Origin of the sequence: Streptomyces sp. BV286, assembly GCF_019090165.1 — a bacterium.
Taxonomy (GTDB): Bacteria; Actinomycetota; Actinomycetes; order Streptomycetales; family Streptomycetaceae; genus Streptomyces.
This window is the reverse complement of sequence record NZ_JAHRIB010000142.1, coordinates 1-16,657: the sequence shown is the minus strand read 5'-3', so window position 1 is coordinate 16,657 and position 16,657 is coordinate 1. Positions and strand designations below refer to the sequence as shown.

Sequence of the window (16,657 nt, the reverse complement as noted above, 5' to 3'; positions counted from 1 at the left end):
TACGGATTGATCTCACTGGTTATCCGTGGATCACGGTGAACTGTCCTGCGAACGACGGTCCGTGCCGTCCCTCACGACGTACAGCATGCTGTCGTCGCGCGGCAGCGTCAGCCGGTCCTCGGCCAGTTCGGCGGCGATGCCGACGGCGCCGTCGAGCGGGTCACCAGCGGGCGGCACCAGCCGCGCGTGCGGCAGCCGGTCCGCCAGCGCGGCCCACAGCGGTACGAGCAGCGGGTCACCCAGTTTGAACAGCCCGCCCGTGAGGGCGAGGCGGACCTCTGCCGGTGCCTGGCCGGCCCCTTCGGACCCCGCCGGGGGAACATCTGTCCCGGTGGGGCACACGGCGGCGGCCGAGTCGGCGATGTGCCGGGCCGCGGCGGCCAGGATGCCGGCCGCCGTCGGGTCGCCGCCGTCGGCGCAGGCGGCCACCTCGGGCGCGAAGGACGCGAGCACGGCCGGACGGTCCGGGCGCGGGTAGAGCTGTCCCGGGACCGCCGTCGCCGAGCCGAACACCGCCTCGGCGCGCGCCAGGAGCGGGGCCGATCCTCCGGGGCGCCCGTCGTAGGCGCGCAACGCGGCGTCCAGGCCCGCCTGGCCGATCCAGGCTCCGCTGCCGCTGTCACCGAGGAGATGACCCCAGCCGTCCGCCCTGCGCCAGCCACGCAGGTCCGTGCCGATGGCGATCATCCCGGTACCGGCCGCGACGACCGCGCCCACACGCTGCCCGAGGGCACCCGTGTACGCGGCGACGGCGTCGGCGACCAGGGCCAGCCGCCGCACGCCGAGTTCACGGGCCAGCCCTGTGGGCAGGTCGGCGCGCAGAGAGTCGCCCAGAGTGGAGAGGCCGGCGGCGCCGACGGCGACGGCGCGCAGTGTCCCCACCCCGGCGTCGTCCATCAGCCGACGGGCCATCGGCACCAGTTGCTCCAGCAGATGCCCGGCGTCGATGCCGCGCGGCCCGGTGCGCACCGGCACCCTGGACGTGAGTGGTGCCGTGACACCGCCTCCGTCGACGGACAGGACGACCCGCAGCCCGGACCCGCCGGAGTCCACACCGAGCACGCCCGACCCGTCTGCGGGAGGGGTCACGGCAGCCGCCAGTCCACGGGGTCGCCGCCCTGTTGGGTCAGCAGGTCGTTGGCCCGGCTGAAGGGCCGCGAGCCGAAGAAGCCGCGGTCCGCCGACATGGGTGACGGATGCGCCGACTCGACCGAGGGCAGGTCGCCCAGCAGCGGGCGGGCGTTGCGGGCGTCGCGGCCCCACAGGATCGACACGAGAGGGCGTCCCCGCGTGGCCAGCGCCCGTATCGCCTGCTCGGTGACCTCTTCCCAGCCCTTACCGCGGTGCGCGGCCGGACGCCGCGGCGCCGTGGTGAGCGCCCTGTTGAGCAACAGCACGCCCTGCTGGGTCCAGGGGGTCAGATCACCGTTCGACGGCGGGGGAAGTCCCAGGTCGGTGCTCAGCTCCCGGTAGATGTTGATGAGACTGCCGGGCAGCGGCCGCACCTCGGGCGCGACCGAGAACGACAGTCCCACCGCGTGTCCCGGTGTCGGATAGGGGTCCTGGCCGACGATGAGGACCCGGACGTCGTCGAAGGGCTGTTGGAAGGCGCGGAGAACGTTCGGGCCCGCCGGGAGATAGGTGCGTCCCGCGGCGATCTCCGCGCGCAGGAAGTCCCCCATCTCCGCGACCCGTCCGGCCACGGGTTCAAGGGCCTTGGCCCAGCCCGGTTCGACGATTTCATTCAACGGTCGTGGTGCCACGGCGTCACCCTACTGCCGTACACGGGCGGTCGATCAACCGGAGGGCACCGTACGGCCCGAGGTGGTATGCGCGGTGCCTGTCACGGCTGTTGACGCTCAGGCAGGTGACGCGGTTCGCGCGGGCACCGGGGACCGGCGGGGTGCCGGCGGCCGGTCGCGGGCGGGAGCTCAACCGATCACCGCGGCCCGGACACAGAGCACGTCCGGCAGATGGGACGCCAGCTGCTGCCAGCTGTCGCCGTCGTCGGCCGACGCGAACAACTCGCCGTTGCGGTTGCCGAAGTACACGCCCGCCGGGTCGGCGTCGTCCGTGCACAGTGCGTCGCGGAGGACCGTTCCGTAGTGGTCCTCCTGCGGCAGGCCCGCCGAGAGCGGCTCCCAGCTCTTGCCGGCGTCCGACGTGCGGAAGACGCGGCAGCGGCGGTCCGCCGGGATGCGGTCCGAGTCGGCGTTGATGGGGAAGACGTACGCGGTGTCCCCACGGTGCGGATGTGCGGCCGCGGCGAAGCCGAACGTGGACGGCAGGCCTTCGCCGATGTCGGTCCAGTGTGTCCCCGCGTCGTCGCTGCGGTACACGCCCCAGTGATTCTGGAGGTAGAGACGGTCCGGTGTCGCCGCGTCCCGTGCGACCTTGTGGACGCACTGGCCGAACTCCGGGTCGGGATCGGGCAGGAACACCGCCGAGACACCGGAGTTGGACGGCTCCCAGCTCTCCCCGCCGTCCCTCGTGCGGAAGACACCGGCAGTGGAGACGGCGACCGTCATCGCACGCGGGTCGCGGGCGTCGGTCAGGATCGTGTGCATACCCTCACCGCCGCCGCCCGGGACCCAGCGCGAGCGGGTGGGGTGCTCCCAGAGCGGGCGGACGAGCTCGAAGGACTCGCCCCGGTCCGTCGAGCGCCACAGCGCGGCCGGCTCCGTGCCCGCGAACACCACGTCCGGTTCGGCCGCCGAGGGGTGGAGCTGCCAGACCCGCTCCAGCGAAGCCCCCGTGTCCTGGGGGAACTTGACGGCGGCCTTCGCCGGTTCGGTCCAGGTACGGCCCAGGTCGTCGGAGTGGAACACGGACGGACCCCAGTGCGCGCTGTCGCCGCCGACGAGAAGCCGCGGGACGTCGGTCCGGGTGTCGACGGCGATCGAGTACACCGCCTGCGCGTTGAAATACGGGCTGTCGTCGAACTCCCAGGCGCCACCGCGCCGCCGCCCGATGAACAGTCCCTTGCGTGTGCCCACCGCGAGCAGTACCTCGGCCATGCCGCCACCTCCGGACGTCGTTGTCTCAGGTACGGGCCAGTCTGCACCCAGGCACTGACAGTCACCCCTGGACGTCATATCGGTGCAGGTCAGGGCGCTTTTCGCGGAGTGTCGGCGATGTGGGGAACATCTCGTGAGCATCGAGGCCGCCGCTCCCGTATGGGAGGGCATCCCGTGTGCGTGAGGAGAGGGGCCTGCGATGGCGTTACGTGGTCCGAGGGCGCTGCTGTGGCGTTGGTGGCCCAACCCTCTGCGGCGCAGGAGCGACAAGTTAGAGGCCTGGACCGTGCTCGCCGTGTGGCTCCTCGCCCTGCTCGCCGGGACGCTCGCGGGCCTGGCCGCGACGCGGTCGGTCGAGCACAGCCTCGCCCGGGAGCGCGTCGAGTGGCGCCCCGTGCTCGCCCAGCTCACCGAGCGCGCGCCCGGCACGGCCTCCGGTCCCGAGCGGGTGTGGGCCGAGGTGCGCTGGTCCGCCGCCGACGGCACCACGCACCAAGGGCAGACCCGGGTCGAGCCGGGCAGCACGGCGGGCACCCCGGTCAGGGTGTGGACCGACCCCGAGGGCCGCCTCGTCACCCGACCCGTCACGGAGGCCCAGGCGAGCCTGCGGGCCGGACTGATCGGAACATTGCTGGGTGTGATCGCGGCGGCCGTGCCCCTCGCGGGCGGGCGGCTGGTCCGGGGCCGTATGGAGCGGCGGCGGCTGGACCAGTGGGACGCGGAGTGGGCGCGGGTCGGTCCGCAGTGGGGGTGGAAGACCGGCTGAGGTGACCGGCCGAAGCCGATGAGGAAACGATTCGGCTCGAGGGTCTCCTCTCGGGCACGGAGTGCGCCGTGTCCGTGGCCCGGTCCGCGCCCGTGAAAGGATCGACGGGTTCACCGGAGGGGCACCCAGCGGCGGAGGACGAGCGGGCGATGCACTCGGACCACCAGGACAAGGGTGCGCTGGACGAGGCCGCGTCGGTCTTCGTCGGCGTACGGCGGCAGCTCTTCGGCATCGCCTACCGGATGCTCGGCAGCGCGGTGGAGGCCGAGGACGTGGTTCAGGAGGCCTGGCTGCGCTGGCAGTCGACGGACCGGACGGTCGTGGCGGACCCGCCCGCCTATCTGGCCACCGTGGTGACGCGCCTCGCGATCAACGTCGCCCGGTCCGCGCGGGTGCGCCGCGAGACGTACATCGGTCCCTGGCTCCCCGAACCCGTGGACACGAGCGCCGATCCGCAGCTGGGGGCCGAACGCGGCGAGGCGCTGGAGCTCGCTGTGCTCCATCTGCTGGAGAAACTGACGCCGACGGAGCGGGCGGCGTACGTCCTGCGCGAGGCCTTCGACTACCCGTACGAGCAGATCGCGGCCATCGTCGAAACGGGCCTGGCCAACGCCCGGCAGCTGGTCAGCCGGGCGCGCAGGCGGCTCGCCGCCGAGCGGCGCGAGCCGGTGGACGCGGGCGAGCACCGGCGTCTGTTCGAGGTCTTCCTGTCGGCCGCGAGGACCGGCGATCTCGCGGCGCTCGAAGAGCTCCTCGCCGACGACGCCGTCAGCTACTCGGACGGCGGGGGAGTGCGTGGCGCGTCGAGGATCGCGGTGTCCGGCGGTGCCCGGGTGGCCAGGTACCTGGTGGCCTTCACGCCGAGGTTCTGGCCCGGAGCCGGGATCGAATGGACGGAGGCGAACGGCCGGCCCGCCGTGCTCGTCTCGCACGAGGGGCGCGCCACCGCTCTGCTGTCCCTCGACGTGTCCGCGCAGGGAATCGACCGGATCATGTGGGTGATGAACCCCGTCAAGCTCGACGGGTACGTCCGGTCGCTCCCGGGATCACGCGGAGCCTCGTAGGAGGCGGCGACCCGAGGAGACGAGCCGGGCTGTCACAAACCCGGACCCTGTCCGGTCTACCCGGTCAGCAGGTCCGAGTCCGTCGGACCGAACCGGAAAGGTCGCACCATGAAGATCGTAGTGATCGGCGGTACGGGGCTCATCGGGTCGAAGCTCGTCGCCAGGCTCGGGGCGGACGGCCACGAGGTGCTCCCCGCCTCCCCGAACACGGGCGTCAACAGCATCACCGGAGAGGGCCTGGACGACGCCCTGAAGGGCGCCGCGGTCGTCGTCGACGTGTCCAACTCGCCCTCCTTCGAGGACAGCGCGGTCCTGGAGTTCTTCCGTACGTCCACCGCCAACCTCGTCGCGGCCGAGGCGGCGGCCGGCGTGGGACACCACGTCGCCCTGTCCGTCGTGGGGAGCGAACAGCTGCCCGCCTCGGGCTACCTGCGTGCCAAGGTCGCCCAGGAGGAACTGATCAAGGCCTCCGGCATCCCGTACTCCATCGTCCGCGCCACACAGTTCTTCGAGTTCGCGAAGGGCATCGCCGCCGGGGCCACCGAGGGCGGCACGGTCCGGCTGCCCTCCTCGCTCGTCCAGCCGCTCGCCTCCGACGACGTGGTCGCGGCGGTCGCCCTGGCCGCCGCGGGGGATCCGCTGAACGGCACCACCGAGGTGGGAGGCCCCGAGGAGATCCGCCTCGACGAGTTCGTCCGCAGGGGCCTGGCGGCCGAGGAGGACCCGAGGGAGGTCGTCACCGACGAGTCCGTCGGCTACTTCGGCGCGCACCCCGCGGGGCGCGAGCTTCTCCCCGGCCCGGGCGCCCACCTCGCCGGGACCAGCTTCGCCGACTGGCTCGAACGGCGGTAGCGGCCTCCGCGGCGCCGCTCAGACAGAGCGGTGGTACTGGTCCGGCACGTGCACGTCGCCCCCGAGCTCGCGGGCCGCGTGCCGGGCCCAGGAGGGGTTGCGCAGCAGTTCCCGACCGAGCAGCACGGCGTCCGCCTCGCCGTTGGCGACGATCTTCTCGGCCTGCTCGACATCGGTGATGAGACCGACGGCGGCGACCGCCATGGACGTCTCGTCCTTGACGCGTGCGGCGAAGGGGACCTGGTAGCCGGGCTCGAGGGGGATGCGTACGCCGGACGCGTTGCCGCCCGAGGACACGTCGATCAGGTCGACACCGTGGGCGGTCAGTTCGGCGGCGAAGCGGACCGTGTCGTCGGCCGTCCAGCCGTTCTCCTCCAGCCAGTCGGTGGCCGAGATGCGGAAGAACAGCGGCTTGTCCTCGGGCCACACCTCACGCACGGCGTCCACGACCTCCAGGGCGAGGCGCACCCGGTTCTCGTACGAGCCGCCGTACGCGTCCGTGCGCCGGTTGGAGTGCGGCGAGAGGAACTCCCCGATCAGGTAGCCGTGGGCGCCATGGATCTCGGCGACCTCGAAACCGGCCTCCAGCGCGCGCCGCGCGGCGTCGGCGAACTGCCCGACGACCTCGCGGATGCCGTCCACCGTCAGCTCGGTCGGCACGGGGTGGTTCTCGTCGAAGGCGAGCGGGCTCGGACCGACCGGCTGCCAGCCGTGGCTGTCGGCACCGACCGGCGCGCCGCCCATCCAGGGACGGTCGGTCGAGGCCTTGCGGCCGGCGTGGGCGAGCTGGATCGCGGGGACGGTGCCCTGGGACACCAGGAAGCGCGTGATCCGTCGGAACGCCTCGGTCTGGGTGTCGTTCCAGAGGCCCAGGTCGTAGGGCGAGATCCGGCCCTCGGGGCTGACCGCCGTGGCCTCGACGATGATCAGGCCGGTGCCGCCCGCGGCACGGGCCGCGTAGTGGGCGAAGTGCCAGTCGTTGGGGACGCCCGTCGACGGGCCCTGCGGCGCGGCCGAGTACTGGCACATCGGCGGCATCCAGACCCGGTTCGGGACGGTCAGCTCGCGCAGGGTGTAAGGCTCGAAGAGGGCGCTCACGGCGGACTCCAATCTTGGCGGGGCTCCGTTGACTACTCGTACGATAGGCATCGTAGTACGGCGGATGTCAAACTACGAGAGTTCTCGTACAATGAAAATCTCCGGAGGAACCACCGGACCCGACGGACTGGAGCCGCCGTGACGACCGCCGCCCCGACCAGCAGCAGCCGCGACCTACCGCACCCCGGGCGCGGGGAGATCCGGCTCGAAGCCGTACTCCACGCGTTCTCCGACCCGATGCGGCTCCTGGTCGTGCGAGAGCTCGCCGCCGATGCCGGTGAACTGTCCTGCTCGCACTTCGACCTGCCCGTCACCAAGTCCACGACCACGCACCACTTCAGGGTGCTCCGCGAGGCGGGCGTGATCCGCCAGGTCTACCGGGGTACCGCCAAGATGAACGGGCTGCGGCGGGACGACCTGGACGACCTCTTCCCGGGGCTTCTCGACAGCGTCCTCGACGCCGCCACCCGGCAGGCCGTCCGCCTCGGCGGAAGCTGAACCGCCTTTCGGGGGAAGGCGCCTGACGGAGCGTCAGGCGCAGGGCTCCTCACCGGCCGTGCTCGGCTGCTTCCCGTAGTGCCTGCCAGTCGGGGAGCTTGACCACGCCCCGGCCGAGCGAGGCGCCGAGTTCCGCCTCCGCCCGTTCGATCGCCTGCCATCCCGCCCATTCGACGGGGCGCAGGCCCTCCGCCCTCAGCGCGGCGAGCGGATCCGTCGGCACCTCGCGGCGTACGAGTACGGGTGCGTCCGCCAGGAGCGAGGTCACCGTCTCCTTCGCGCAGGGCCGGTTGGTGCCGATGACTCCCGTCGGGCCGCGCTTGATCCAGCCGGCCACGTACTCGCCGGGGGACACCGATCCGTCGCGCAGGACGCGGCCCGCGAGATGGGGCACCGTGCCGCGGGCCGCGTCGAAGGGCAGACCCTCCAGCGGTACGCCGCGGTAGCCGACCGAGCGCAGGACCAACTGGGCCTCGATGTCCTCGTGTTCACCCGTGCCCGCCACGCCGCCGCGGCCGTCCGGGAGCGTCCGCTCGAAGCGGACGGCGCGCACACGCCCTGTCTCACCCGGGAGCAGCGCGACCGGCCGCAGGAAGAAGCGGAGCCGGATCCGCCGGGAGCCGCCGGCCGGCGGCCGCTCGGCCCACCCGCGCAGCACCTCGATGTTGCGCCGCTGTGCGGCAGGCAGGGCGGACGGATCCAGGTACGCCGGATCGAGCGCCAGTTCGGCGGGATCCACGACGACGTCGGTGTCCGGCAGACCGCCGAGCTCCCGCAGCTCCTTGGTGGTGAAGCGGGCCTGCGAGGGGCCGCGCCGCCCCACCATCCGGATCTCCCGCACCAGGCTGCCGGACAGTGCGTCGAACGCCGCCTGGGGCATGTCCGTCGGACTCAGCTCCGCGGCGCCGCGGGCCAGCATCCGGGTCACGTCCACCGCCACGTTCCCCACGCCGATGACGACCGCCGCCCGCGCGCCGAGCACGAAACCGTCGGACACGACGTCCGGATGCGCGCTGTACCAGGACACGAAGTCGGTCGCCGACCAACTGCCCGGCAGGTCCTCCCCGGGCACGCCGAGATGCCGGTCGGTGGCGGCGCCCACGCAGTACACGACCGCGTGGTAGAGCTCCCTCAGCCGAGCGGCCGGCAGCCCGTCCGGGCCGACCCGGACACCGCCGAGGAACCGCACCCGCTCGTGCTCCAGGATCGTACGCAGCGTGCCCTGCAGCGACTTGATCTTCTCGTGGTCGGGCGCCACGCCGTAGCGCACCAGACCGTACGGGCACGGCAGCCGGTCCAGGACGTCGACCCTCACCCCGGGCACCTGCTCCTGCTGGACAAGACCCTGCGCGGCGTACACCCCACTCGGCCCCGAGCCGATGACGGCGACCTGCAGCACGGCACAACCCCTTCCCCGAGGAGAACGAGGAGTTCGCTGGTGCTTCCAGCATCGCACCGCACGGCCCGTCGGGGGAGGGCCACAACCGGGCGCTTGCGCCGACGGTGTGCCGCGGCGGCCCCCCGAGCGCGCCTGTCCGCAAAGATCTGATCATGCGGTTACGTTGCGTATGTGCTGGAACCATCCTTTCTTAATCTTTCCGATCGTGATGAGCCGGACGGGGCGGTGTCCGTACGACCTGCCTGGAAAGTGCGGGAGAACGGCACCGCGACGACGTGGTGCACCGTCCGGCTCGCCTTCGACGACGGTGCCGGAGTCGACCTGCTCGCGGCGGTGTGCGAGGGATGCGTCGCCATCGAGGACGTACGCGCCCGGCCCGCGCTCTCGCTCGACGACCTCGCGGTGCTCCCCGACTGGATCGAGGGCCCGCTCCTGGAGGCGTGCGGGGGCGCGGCCGGAGCGCCGGGCGACGACACGTCCGACGAGGGGAGTCCCGACAAGCGGCACGCGCGCCCTGCGCGGCCGCGCGGCGTGGAGGGCCTGCGCCTCGTCGCCGCAGAGTATTCCGAGGCTCAGCGGGCGGGGCGGGATCCGGTGCTCGCGGTGATGGCCGCGACCGGGCACAGCCGTCGGCGCGCGCTCGGACTGATCGCCGGGGCGCGGGACGCGGGTCTTCTCGCGCCCCGCCACGCCCGCCGCTGACGGAGCGGCGCGTCACATCTCGCGCATCCGGCTGATCTCGGACGTCTGCTGGGCGATCACGTCGTCGGCCATCTCGCCGATCTGGATGTTGTTGCCCTGCGAGAGGACGTCCGTGGCCATGGTGACCGCCCCGTTGTGGTGGGTGATCATCAGCTTCAGGAAGAGCTCGTCGAACGCCGTGCCCTTCGCCGCGCGCAGGTTCTTGAGCTGCGGACCGGTCGCCATGCCCGGCATCAGGTCGTGGGTGTGGCTCTTGCCCTTCTTGGCGCCGCCGTGGTTCTTGAGCCAGGCCTCCATCGTCTCGATCTCCGGGCCCTGGGCGGCCGAGATCCGCTCCGCGAGCCGCTTCACCCGGGTCGACGCGGCGCGTTTCGGGACGAGTTCGGTCATCTCCAGCGCCTGGGTGTGATGCACGATCATCATCCGGGCGTAGTCCGTGTCCGCCGAGTTGGGCGTGTCGTCGTCGGAGCGCTGCTCCGCGGCGTCCGCGGCGGAGAGCGTCTCGGCGGCCTCACCCGGCTTGCCGGGGGCGATCACGGAAGGGCCCGTTCCCGACGCGGACTTGGTGTCGTCGTCCGAGCCCGTGCAACCGCCGAGCGTGAGGACGACGGCCGTCACGGACGCCGTGATCAGACGGCGGGGCGTACGGCGAGCGAGCACAGTGACCTCCTGCGGCACATGAATCGGCTGACACCTCGTGAGTGTTGATGACCGTCCTAACATGCTTCCGAACACCGCTGATCAAAAACATTCATTACGAATGCGTTGCCGTCTGTTGATCTGTGCATGATGAAGACGATACTGCGGAGGTACCTGGACCGTTCGACTGTGAACGGCTACAAGGGAGGACGCAGTGACCCTGTTGAACAACCACCGAACGCGGCGCAGACGTCTCGGAGTTGCCGCCACCGCGGCCGGACTTCTGGCCGCCCTGCTGACAGCCGGTCCGGCGGTCGCGACCCCTGACCCCGGGGACGCGCCGGTGACGTCGGAGAAGGTCTCCAAGGGCGAGGCCGCCGAGGCCAGGGCGGCGATCGCGAAGGGCGAGATACCCGGGCAGGACGAGATCGTCCACTCGGCCAACATCGAGCACCTCGCGAACATCCCCAAGGACGCGCTGCCCGGCACCAATTCGGACCTCGCCTTCCAGGGCAGGTACGCGTTCGCCGGCAACTACGACGGCTTCCGCATCTTCGACATCAGCAACCCGAAGTCCCCGAAGACGGTCTCGCAGGTGCTCTGCCCGGGCTCGCAGAACGACATCTCCGTCTCCGGTGACCTGCTCTTCCTCTCCACCGACTCCTCGCGCAGCGACAACTCCTGCAGCAGCACCACGCAGCCCGCGAGCGAGAAGTCGTCGTGGGAGGGCATGAAGGTCTTCGACATCAGCGACAAGAAGAACCCGAAGTACGTCGCTGCCGTCGAGACGGCCTGCGGCTCCCACACCCACACGCTGGTGCCGGAGCGCAAGAACGTCTACGTGTACGTCTCCTCGTACTCGCCGAGCACCGCGTTCCCCGACTGCCAGCCGCCGCACGACGGCATCTCGGTCATCAAGGTCCCGCGCAAGGCTCCGCAGAAGGCGGCGGTGGTCAACTTCCCCGTCCTGTTCCCCGGTGACGGAGCGGACGGCGGCGGCAACCCGGGCGGGCCCACCAACCCGGGCGTCTCCAAGACCACGGGCTGCCACGACATCACCGTGCTGCCCTCCCGGGACCTCGCCGCCGGCGCCTGCATGGGCGACGGCATCCTCTTCTCCATCAAGGACCCGGAGAACCCGAAGATCATCGACCAGGTCCAGGACAACGTGAACTTCGCGTTCTGGCACTCGGCGAGCTTCAACCAGAAGGCCAACAAGGTCGTCTTCACCGACGAGCTGGGCGGCGGCGGGGCGGCCACCTGCAACGCGACCGTCGGTCCGAACCGCGGCGCGGACGGCATCTACGACATCGTCGGCAAGGGCGACAAGCGCAAGCTCGTCTTCAAGAGCTACTTCAAGATCCCCCGTCACCAGGCGGACACCGAGAACTGCGTGGCCCACAACGGCTCGCTGATCCCGGTCAAGGGCAAGGACATCATGGTCCAGGCCTGGTACCAGGGCGGCATCTCCGTCTGGGACTTCACGAACTCCTCGAAGCCGAAGGAGATCGCCTTCTTCGAGCGCGGCCCGCTGAGCACCACGACCATGGTCGGCGGTGGCTCCTGGTCCGCGTACTACTACAACGGCTACATCTACTCGAACGACATGGTCAAGGGCTTCGACGTCCTGAAGATCAACGACCGTCGTACGGACCCGGCGAAGTGGAACCGTCAGCGCGAGCTGAACGTCCAGACGCAGCCGGACTACTTCGACTGACCGGCCCCGTCCGCCTCACGACTGCGCTCCTGACCGTCACCGTGGCCCGCCTCGCGGCTCTCGGGAGCGAAGAACCGTGAGACGTCCTCGCGGTACGTCCCGTCGGGTGCTTCGGCGCCCGGCGGGGCACCCCGCTCCCAGTCGAGCCCGTACCGCCGGAACAGCTCGGCCCGCAGCACCGGCAACGGCATCGCGGCCCCGGGCACCAGAGCGGTGTAGACCGAACCCATCAGCAGCGCCCGCAGCATGGGGTAGTCGACGGCGGCGTCAGGCGAGCCGTAGCGGGCCATCGTGTCGCTGAGCAGTTCCGCCAGGCGCCGCTGCTCCGGACACTGCTTGAACCCCTCGCCCTGCAGGATGCCCGCCATGTGCTGGCGCATCAGCACGGGGTGGTCGCGGGTGAGTCCCAGGATCGCGTCGATGGCCCGGGCCATGCGCTCCCTGCCGTCCTCGGTGCGCGGCTCGCGCTCCAGGGCCTCCTCCAGCGTGCGGTGCATCAACCGGTGCACGGCGGACTGGACGAGCAGACGCTTGCCGGGGAAGTAGTACGAGACGAGACCCCGGGCGGAACCCGCGCGGTCCGCGATGTCGCCCAGCGTCGTGGCGTCGTACCCCCGCTCGCCGACGAGCTCGAGCGCCGCCTGCAGGAGCCTCTCCCGGGAACGCCGCCGCAACTCTTCATTGACCGAGGCGCTGCGAGGGGACATCCTATGTACTCCTGCGTTGACTGGCTGCCAGCCAACTATACTCAACGCGTCCGGACCGGCTCCTTCAGGGGCCTTGTCCGGGCTGCCGTCCGCTCGGGGCGACGCGGGGGATCGTCCCGGGCGGACGGGAAGGACGTGTCCCGTCCCTGTGACCGGGTGCCGGTCGAGCGGGACGGGGCACAGACGCACGGGGCCGCGGACGCCACGTACGCCGGATGCCGGAACCGGTGCTTCTTCAGCGCCCCGACGCCGCGCACCGCACCCAGCCGCTACCGATCGCCCGGCGCCGACCTGCCCAGGGCCGGCCACCTCGACCTGCTGGACCCGAGGGACGGACGCGTCCTCAGCGGATCAGCTCCAGCACGGCCCGCAGGGCGTCCGGCCGCTCCGTCACCGGGAGATGGTCGACGAAGTGCACTCGGCACCCCAGGGCCGCCGCCCCGCCGTCGGCGCGCCGGTCGTCGCCCACCATGAGCGTCTCGCGCGGATCCGCCCCGAGCGCGTCGCACGCGGTCGCGAAGAGCCGGGGGTCGGGCTTCTGGATGCCGTGCTCGTACGACAGGACGTAGGCGCCGACGTACGGGTCGAGGCCGTACTCGCGGAACACGGGCCGCGGATCCCAGCCGATGTTGCTGACCACGCCGACGGCCACACCGCGCTCATGGAGTGTGCGCAGCACCTCGGCCGCGTCGGAGTACGGCCGCCAGGCCGCCGGCGTCATGTGCCGGTCGTACAGCGCGTCGTGGAGCCCCGGAAGGGGCAGCGCCACCCGACGGGAGGCCCCGGTGTACGCGGCCCGGTGCAGCTCGGCGCTCTGGTCCCGGACGGCCCACAGCGCGGTCAACTCGTCCGGAACCGGTACCGGATCCGACGAACAGGCCCCGCCGGGCAGCGCACCCGCCGCCTCCAGCTCCTTCGCCGTCCGGAGCAACTCCTGCTCGGACAGGGACACTTCGGCATCGGCCAGTACGGCGCGCAGCCAGGACTCGGTGGATTCGATCCGGAAGAGCGTCCCGGAGAAGTCGAACAGCACGGCAGTCATGCGGGGACCCTACCGGCCGGTCCGTCCGGCCAGTGTGTGCTGCCGGGCCGTCGGGCAGCGCAGGCGCGTACCGTCAGCGCAGTTCGGCGGTGCCCCGGAACCGCGCGTACGTGGCCACGGCGAGCGCCACCGCCAGCGCGCCCAGGAGCCAGCCGCCGAGCACGTCCGAGGGCCAGTGCACACCCAGCCAGACACGAGTGAGCCCCACGCCGACGACGGACACCACCGACACGGTCAGCGCGACACGCCACAGGACGCGTCCGGCGCCGTACAGGTGGAGGAGCCACAGCAGCAGGCCGCACACCACCGTGGCCGTCATGGCGTGCCCGGAGGGGAAGGCCGCGAAGTGGGCGGAGTCCACGGGGTCGGACCAGACGGGCCGCTTCCGGTCGACCGCCGCCTTGAGCCCCTGCTGGAGCAGTGTGCCGAGAAGACAGGTGGCCGCCACCCACAGGCCGAGCCACCACGCACCGTGGTGCAGCACCAGCCAGAGCACGGTGACGGTGACGATGGCGCGCATCGTCCACGGGTCCCACACCCAGTCCGTGAGGATGCGGAACGTCTGGGTCACATCAGGGTCGTCGACCGCCCAGCGGTGGGTGGTGCGGGCGATGTCGCCGTCGAGGGTCATGAGTGGATCCCAGGAGAGCGCGACGAGAACGAGCAGCAGCACGGTGGGCAGGGCGAGAGCCGCGGCAACGCGCAGGGCGATCCCGGTGCCTGACGCGTGGGGCGGCGAGTCGACGGGAGAGTGCATGCATCGATCCTCGCCGACCGGTGGGGCCGGAGGCGAACCCGGGGTGCCCGGAGCGTGGTGGATCCGGCTATCCGAGCGCCCGCAGGCCTGGTACGAAGGTCACCAGGACGGGGACCACCGGCACCAGCGCCGCGGCCGCGGTGAGCCTCAGCCGACGGACGGCCGGGAGGCGGTTCGGGGGAGTGAGCAGCCGGTGGACGCGCAGCGGGACGTGGGCCTGCGGGGTGGGGCAGGGGCCGAACACCCCGCGGTCCTCGTTGAGTTCCACCAGGGCGAGGGCGATCGTCAGTCGGCCGAAACGGCGCGACGCCATGTCGTCGGCGGCGAGTTCCACCAGCCGGTGCATCTCGTCACGGAACGCCGCGAACACCGGAACCCGCGGAAAGCCAGTGGCCAGCGCGGCCGAGGAGTGCAGCAGCCAGTCGTGCCGGGCGCGCGCGTGCCCCTGTTCATGGGCGAGCACGGCGTCCAGTTGCTGTCCTTTGAGCCGTCGCAGTGCGGCCGTGGTGATGACGAGGCGGGGCGCGGCTCCGGGCAGCCACCAGACGTCGGGACGCTCGCCCTCCAGGACCACGAGGCGCTCGCTGCCCGGCTGCTCGCCGGGCAACAGCGGTGCGCGCAGGAGGAGTTCGCCGCTCTGCTGACGGCGTCCGGTTCTGGCCCGGGTGATCTCGCGGGCCAGCATGGTCGCGCTCCACGCGGCGCCGAGTGCGAGCGTCACCGCCGTCGCCGCGGCCCAGGGGCCTCCGGTGAGCGCGTAGGCCTCCACCACGGCGTGCGGGGCGGGGGCGAAGACATGGCCGCGGACCCCCTGCCAGGCGGCGGCCGCGCTGAGCGTCATCGACAGCGCGCAGCACAGCAGTACGGCCACCACCACGCACTGCCACACCCACAGGGCGACCACCGGTTCGCGGTCCTGCCAGTCCGTCCGGGCGAGCAGCCTCGGAGCGAGGACGGCGGCCAGGGCGCCGAGCAGCAGCAGTGCCGCGGGGACCATCATGGGTGCAGCCTATGAGCGCGGCGGCGCCCCGGGATACGACCGCTCGCGGCAAGTGACGCAGACCACGATCGGGCCCGGCCGGTCCGGGGCGTGGAAAACGCCGGTCCAGAGCGTGAGAAGGACCTGCTCAGAGTGTGAGAAGCATGGCGAGCATGCCGATGCCCATGGAGAGCCGGCAGGCCCGCGCCAGCTCCAGCCGGTCGCCCCAGCCGGTCGCGCGGACACCTCCCGAGCGGACACCTCCCGGGTGGCCGGCGACGGCGAGTGGGACGAGTCGCGTACCGGTCCAGAGCACGTACGCCGTGAAGTACATGAGCAGTGCCCCGGTGAGGGCGGGAACTCCGGAATGCGCCCCGCTCGCCATCACCGCGGCCATGTAGACCATGGCGAACGCGCCCACCAGGTGGTGGAGATGGTGGGTGCCGCTCCGCGCCGCCCACAGGGCGCGCAGGGCGGCCGCCCCGAACACGGCAGCGTAGGCGGCCCAGGCCCAGCGCGGCGGCGCCAGGGCCACGGCGGGCACGGCCATCGCGGCCATGCCGAATCCCATCAGCGCCTCACCGCCCGCGGTGCGGCGCTGCTCCTCGACGGTGCTGCGCATGCGCAGCAGACAGTAGGCCCCGGTCGCCGCGCACAGCGCGACGAGCAGCCAGCCGGACGACGCCGGACCGTGCACCGCGTACCTCCCCGCTCGACGGTGTCGGACAGTCCGGTCGAAGAGATGCCCGGGCCGGGCGGAGCGCAAGCGAGCGCAATGGGGTACGCGGGGAGCGTGCGGGGGTGCACCACGGATCGGAGACCAGAAGGGGGTAATGTTTTACGAGTAAAACACCTGCTAACCTTTTGTTCATGAGCAGTGCCGAACCGAACCCCGTCCGCGTGCGCCGACTGCCCCTCGCCGGGGTCCTGCGGATCGGCCGGCCCTCCGACATCTGGTTCAAGCCCGCGCTGAGCGTGGTCGTCGCGGTCGGCGTGCCGAACCTGACGCTGCTGGCGCTCGGCCGACTGGATCTCGCCCTCTACACCATGGCCGGATCCCTCTGCGCGCTCTACGCCCACCACCTCCCGTACGCGGCGCGCGGCCGTGCTCTGGCCTGGGTGGTGCTCGGCATGCTCGCCTCGGTCGCGACGGCGCTGGTCACGGCGTCGCTCACATCCTCCGCGGTGATCCTGGTCTGCGTCGGCGCACTGCTGGCCGCCGCGCAGAAGGCGCTGTGCGACGCGACGCGCATCGGACCGCCCGGACCGGTGATCTTCACCTTCATCAGCTCGGCCTCCCTCTTCGCTCCGCAGACGCTCGGACAGGTCCCCGGCCACCTCGCCCTCGGTGCCGCGGCGGGCGCCTGGGCGTGGCTCGTCGGCATGGCACCGGGCCTCGTGCGCCCGCACGGGCCGGAAC

17 protein-coding genes and 1 pseudogene are annotated in these 16,657 nt (G+C 71.8%); 7 read left to right on the top strand and 11 right to left on the bottom strand.

Annotation, left to right across the window (positions count from 1 at the left end; all coding sequences use genetic code 11):
* Positions 1–30: 30 nt before the first annotated feature.
* The 3 genes from KUF83_RS22160 to KUF83_RS22150 form a co-directional block, all read right to left on the bottom strand.
* Entirely contained in the window at positions 31–1,089 is a 1,059-nt protein-coding gene (locus tag KUF83_RS22160) for a BadF/BadG/BcrA/BcrD ATPase family protein (protein WP_217456523.1), read from the bottom strand.
* Positions 1,086–1,763 carry a uracil-DNA glycosylase gene (locus KUF83_RS22155; RefSeq protein ID WP_217456522.1) on the bottom strand — a complete coding sequence of 226 codons (678 nt, stop codon included), beginning with the start codon at positions 1,761–1,763 and terminating at the stop codon, positions 1,086–1,088. The genes KUF83_RS22160 and KUF83_RS22155 overlap by 4 nt, the downstream gene beginning before the upstream one ends.
* A gap of 168 nt (positions 1,764–1,931) precedes the next feature.
* A complete protein-coding gene (locus KUF83_RS22150) occupies positions 1,932–3,017 on the bottom strand; it encodes an exo-alpha-sialidase (RefSeq protein WP_217456521.1) in 1,086 nt (361 codons plus the stop codon).
* Positions 3,018–3,216: 199 nt separating this feature from the next.
* Between KUF83_RS22150 and KUF83_RS22145 the strand changes: the two genes are divergently transcribed.
* The 3 genes from KUF83_RS22145 (at position 3,217) to KUF83_RS22135 (ending at position 5,699) form a co-directional block, all read left to right on the top strand.
* Positions 3,217–3,783, top strand: a complete 567-nt coding sequence (locus KUF83_RS22145) for a hypothetical protein (RefSeq protein WP_217456520.1) — start codon at positions 3,217–3,219, stop codon at positions 3,781–3,783.
* Positions 3,784–3,932: 149 nt separating this feature from the next.
* Positions 3,933–4,847: an RNA polymerase sigma-70 factor gene (locus KUF83_RS22140; protein ID WP_217456519.1), complete on the top strand. Its 915-nt coding sequence runs from the start codon at positions 3,933–3,935 to the stop codon at positions 4,845–4,847.
* Between the two features lie 108 nt (positions 4,848–4,955).
* Positions 4,956–5,699 (top strand): SDR family oxidoreductase, encoded by a 744-nt coding sequence (locus tag KUF83_RS22135; RefSeq protein ID WP_217456518.1) that lies wholly within the window; start codon positions 4,956–4,958, stop codon positions 5,697–5,699.
* 18 nt (positions 5,700–5,717) lie between these two features.
* Here the strand turns inward: KUF83_RS22135 and KUF83_RS22130 are convergent, their stop codons facing one another.
* On the bottom strand, positions 5,718–6,797 hold the full coding sequence (locus tag KUF83_RS22130; protein ID WP_217456517.1) for an NADH:flavin oxidoreductase/NADH oxidase: 1,080 nt from the start codon (positions 6,795–6,797) through the stop codon (positions 5,718–5,720).
* A gap of 138 nt (positions 6,798–6,935) precedes the next feature.
* On the opposite strand from KUF83_RS22130, the gene KUF83_RS22125 reads away from it, so the two are divergent.
* A complete protein-coding gene (locus tag KUF83_RS22125; protein WP_217456516.1) occupies positions 6,936–7,295 on the top strand; it encodes a helix-turn-helix transcriptional regulator in 360 nt (119 codons plus the stop codon).
* Positions 7,296–7,344: 49 nt separating this feature from the next.
* Here KUF83_RS22125 and KUF83_RS22120 read toward each other — a convergent pair whose 3' ends face one another.
* Positions 7,345–8,694: an FAD-dependent oxidoreductase gene (locus KUF83_RS22120; RefSeq protein WP_217456515.1), complete on the bottom strand. Its 1,350-nt coding sequence runs from the start codon at positions 8,692–8,694 to the stop codon at positions 7,345–7,347.
* Between the two features lie 225 nt (positions 8,695–8,919).
* Here KUF83_RS22120 and KUF83_RS22115 point away from each other — a divergent pair, with 225 nt between their 5' ends.
* Positions 8,920–9,396: a DUF6214 family protein gene (locus tag KUF83_RS22115; RefSeq protein WP_217456514.1), complete on the top strand. Its 477-nt coding sequence runs from the start codon at positions 8,920–8,922 to the stop codon at positions 9,394–9,396.
* Between the two features lie 12 nt (positions 9,397–9,408).
* Here the strand turns inward: KUF83_RS22115 and KUF83_RS22110 are convergent, their stop codons facing one another.
* The gene (locus KUF83_RS22110; protein ID WP_308403090.1) at positions 9,409–10,056 is read right to left on the bottom strand and encodes a DUF305 domain-containing protein; all 648 of its coding nucleotides are present in this window, start codon (positions 10,054–10,056) and stop codon (positions 9,409–9,411) included.
* A gap of 193 nt (positions 10,057–10,249) precedes the next feature.
* Here KUF83_RS22110 and KUF83_RS22105 point away from each other — a divergent pair, with 193 nt between their 5' ends.
* The gene (locus KUF83_RS22105; RefSeq protein ID WP_217456512.1) at positions 10,250–11,752 is read left to right on the top strand and encodes an LVIVD repeat-containing protein; all 1,503 of its coding nucleotides are present in this window, start codon (positions 10,250–10,252) and stop codon (positions 11,750–11,752) included.
* Here the strand turns inward: KUF83_RS22105 and KUF83_RS22100 are convergent.
* The 5 genes from KUF83_RS22100 to KUF83_RS22080 form a co-directional block, all read right to left on the bottom strand.
* Positions 11,740–12,459, bottom strand: a complete 720-nt coding sequence (locus KUF83_RS22100) for a TetR/AcrR family transcriptional regulator (protein WP_217456511.1) — start codon at positions 12,457–12,459, stop codon at positions 11,740–11,742. The genes KUF83_RS22105 and KUF83_RS22100 overlap by 13 nt on opposite strands.
* A 343-nt stretch (positions 12,460–12,802) precedes the next feature.
* Complete coding sequence (locus tag KUF83_RS22095; protein WP_217456510.1) at positions 12,803–13,501, bottom strand: HAD family hydrolase; 699 nt, start codon at positions 13,499–13,501, stop codon at positions 12,803–12,805.
* Positions 13,502–13,574: 73 nt separating this feature from the next.
* Positions 13,575–14,258 (bottom strand): phosphatase PAP2 family protein, encoded by a 684-nt coding sequence (locus tag KUF83_RS22090; RefSeq protein WP_217456509.1) that lies wholly within the window; start codon positions 14,256–14,258, stop codon positions 13,575–13,577.
* Between the two features lie 67 nt (positions 14,259–14,325).
* Complete coding sequence (locus KUF83_RS22085; protein WP_217456508.1) at positions 14,326–15,258, bottom strand: M56 family metallopeptidase; 933 nt, start codon at positions 15,256–15,258, stop codon at positions 14,326–14,328.
* Between the two features lie 127 nt (positions 15,259–15,385).
* Positions 15,386–15,934 carry a DUF5134 domain-containing protein gene (locus tag KUF83_RS22080; RefSeq protein ID WP_217456507.1) on the bottom strand — a complete coding sequence of 183 codons (549 nt, stop codon included), beginning with the start codon at positions 15,932–15,934 and terminating at the stop codon, positions 15,386–15,388.
* 173 nt (positions 15,935–16,107) lie between these two features.
* Between KUF83_RS22080 and KUF83_RS22075 the strand changes: the two are divergent.
* Positions 16,108–16,657, top strand: a pseudogene (locus KUF83_RS22075) (FUSC family protein); the annotation flags it as partial.

What these genes read in the sequence shown, in the direction of transcription:
- KUF83_RS22150 (WP_217456521.1), bottom strand. Translation starts at nt 3,017, where the DNA reads ATGGCCGAGGTACTGCTCGCGGTGGGCACACGCAAGGGACTGTTCATC.
- KUF83_RS22145 (WP_217456520.1), top strand. Translation starts at nt 3,217, where the DNA reads ATGGCGTTACGTGGTCCGAGGGCGCTGCTGTGGCGTTGGTGGCCCAAC.
- KUF83_RS22140 (WP_217456519.1), top strand. Translation starts at nt 3,933, where the DNA reads ATGCACTCGGACCACCAGGACAAGGGTGCGCTGGACGAGGCCGCGTCG.
- KUF83_RS22135 (WP_217456518.1), top strand. Translation starts at nt 4,956, where the DNA reads ATGAAGATCGTAGTGATCGGCGGTACGGGGCTCATCGGGTCGAAGCTC.
- KUF83_RS22100 (WP_217456511.1), bottom strand. Translation starts at nt 12,459, where the DNA reads ATGTCCCCTCGCAGCGCCTCGGTCAATGAAGAGTTGCGGCGGCGTTCC.
- KUF83_RS22095 (WP_217456510.1), bottom strand. Translation starts at nt 13,501, where the DNA reads ATGACTGCCGTGCTGTTCGACTTCTCCGGGACGCTCTTCCGGATCGAA.
- KUF83_RS22090 (WP_217456509.1), bottom strand. Translation starts at nt 14,258, where the DNA reads ATGCACTCTCCCGTCGACTCGCCGCCCCACGCGTCAGGCACCGGGATC.
- KUF83_RS22085 (WP_217456508.1), bottom strand. Translation starts at nt 15,258, where the DNA reads ATGATGGTCCCCGCGGCACTGCTGCTGCTCGGCGCCCTGGCCGCCGTC.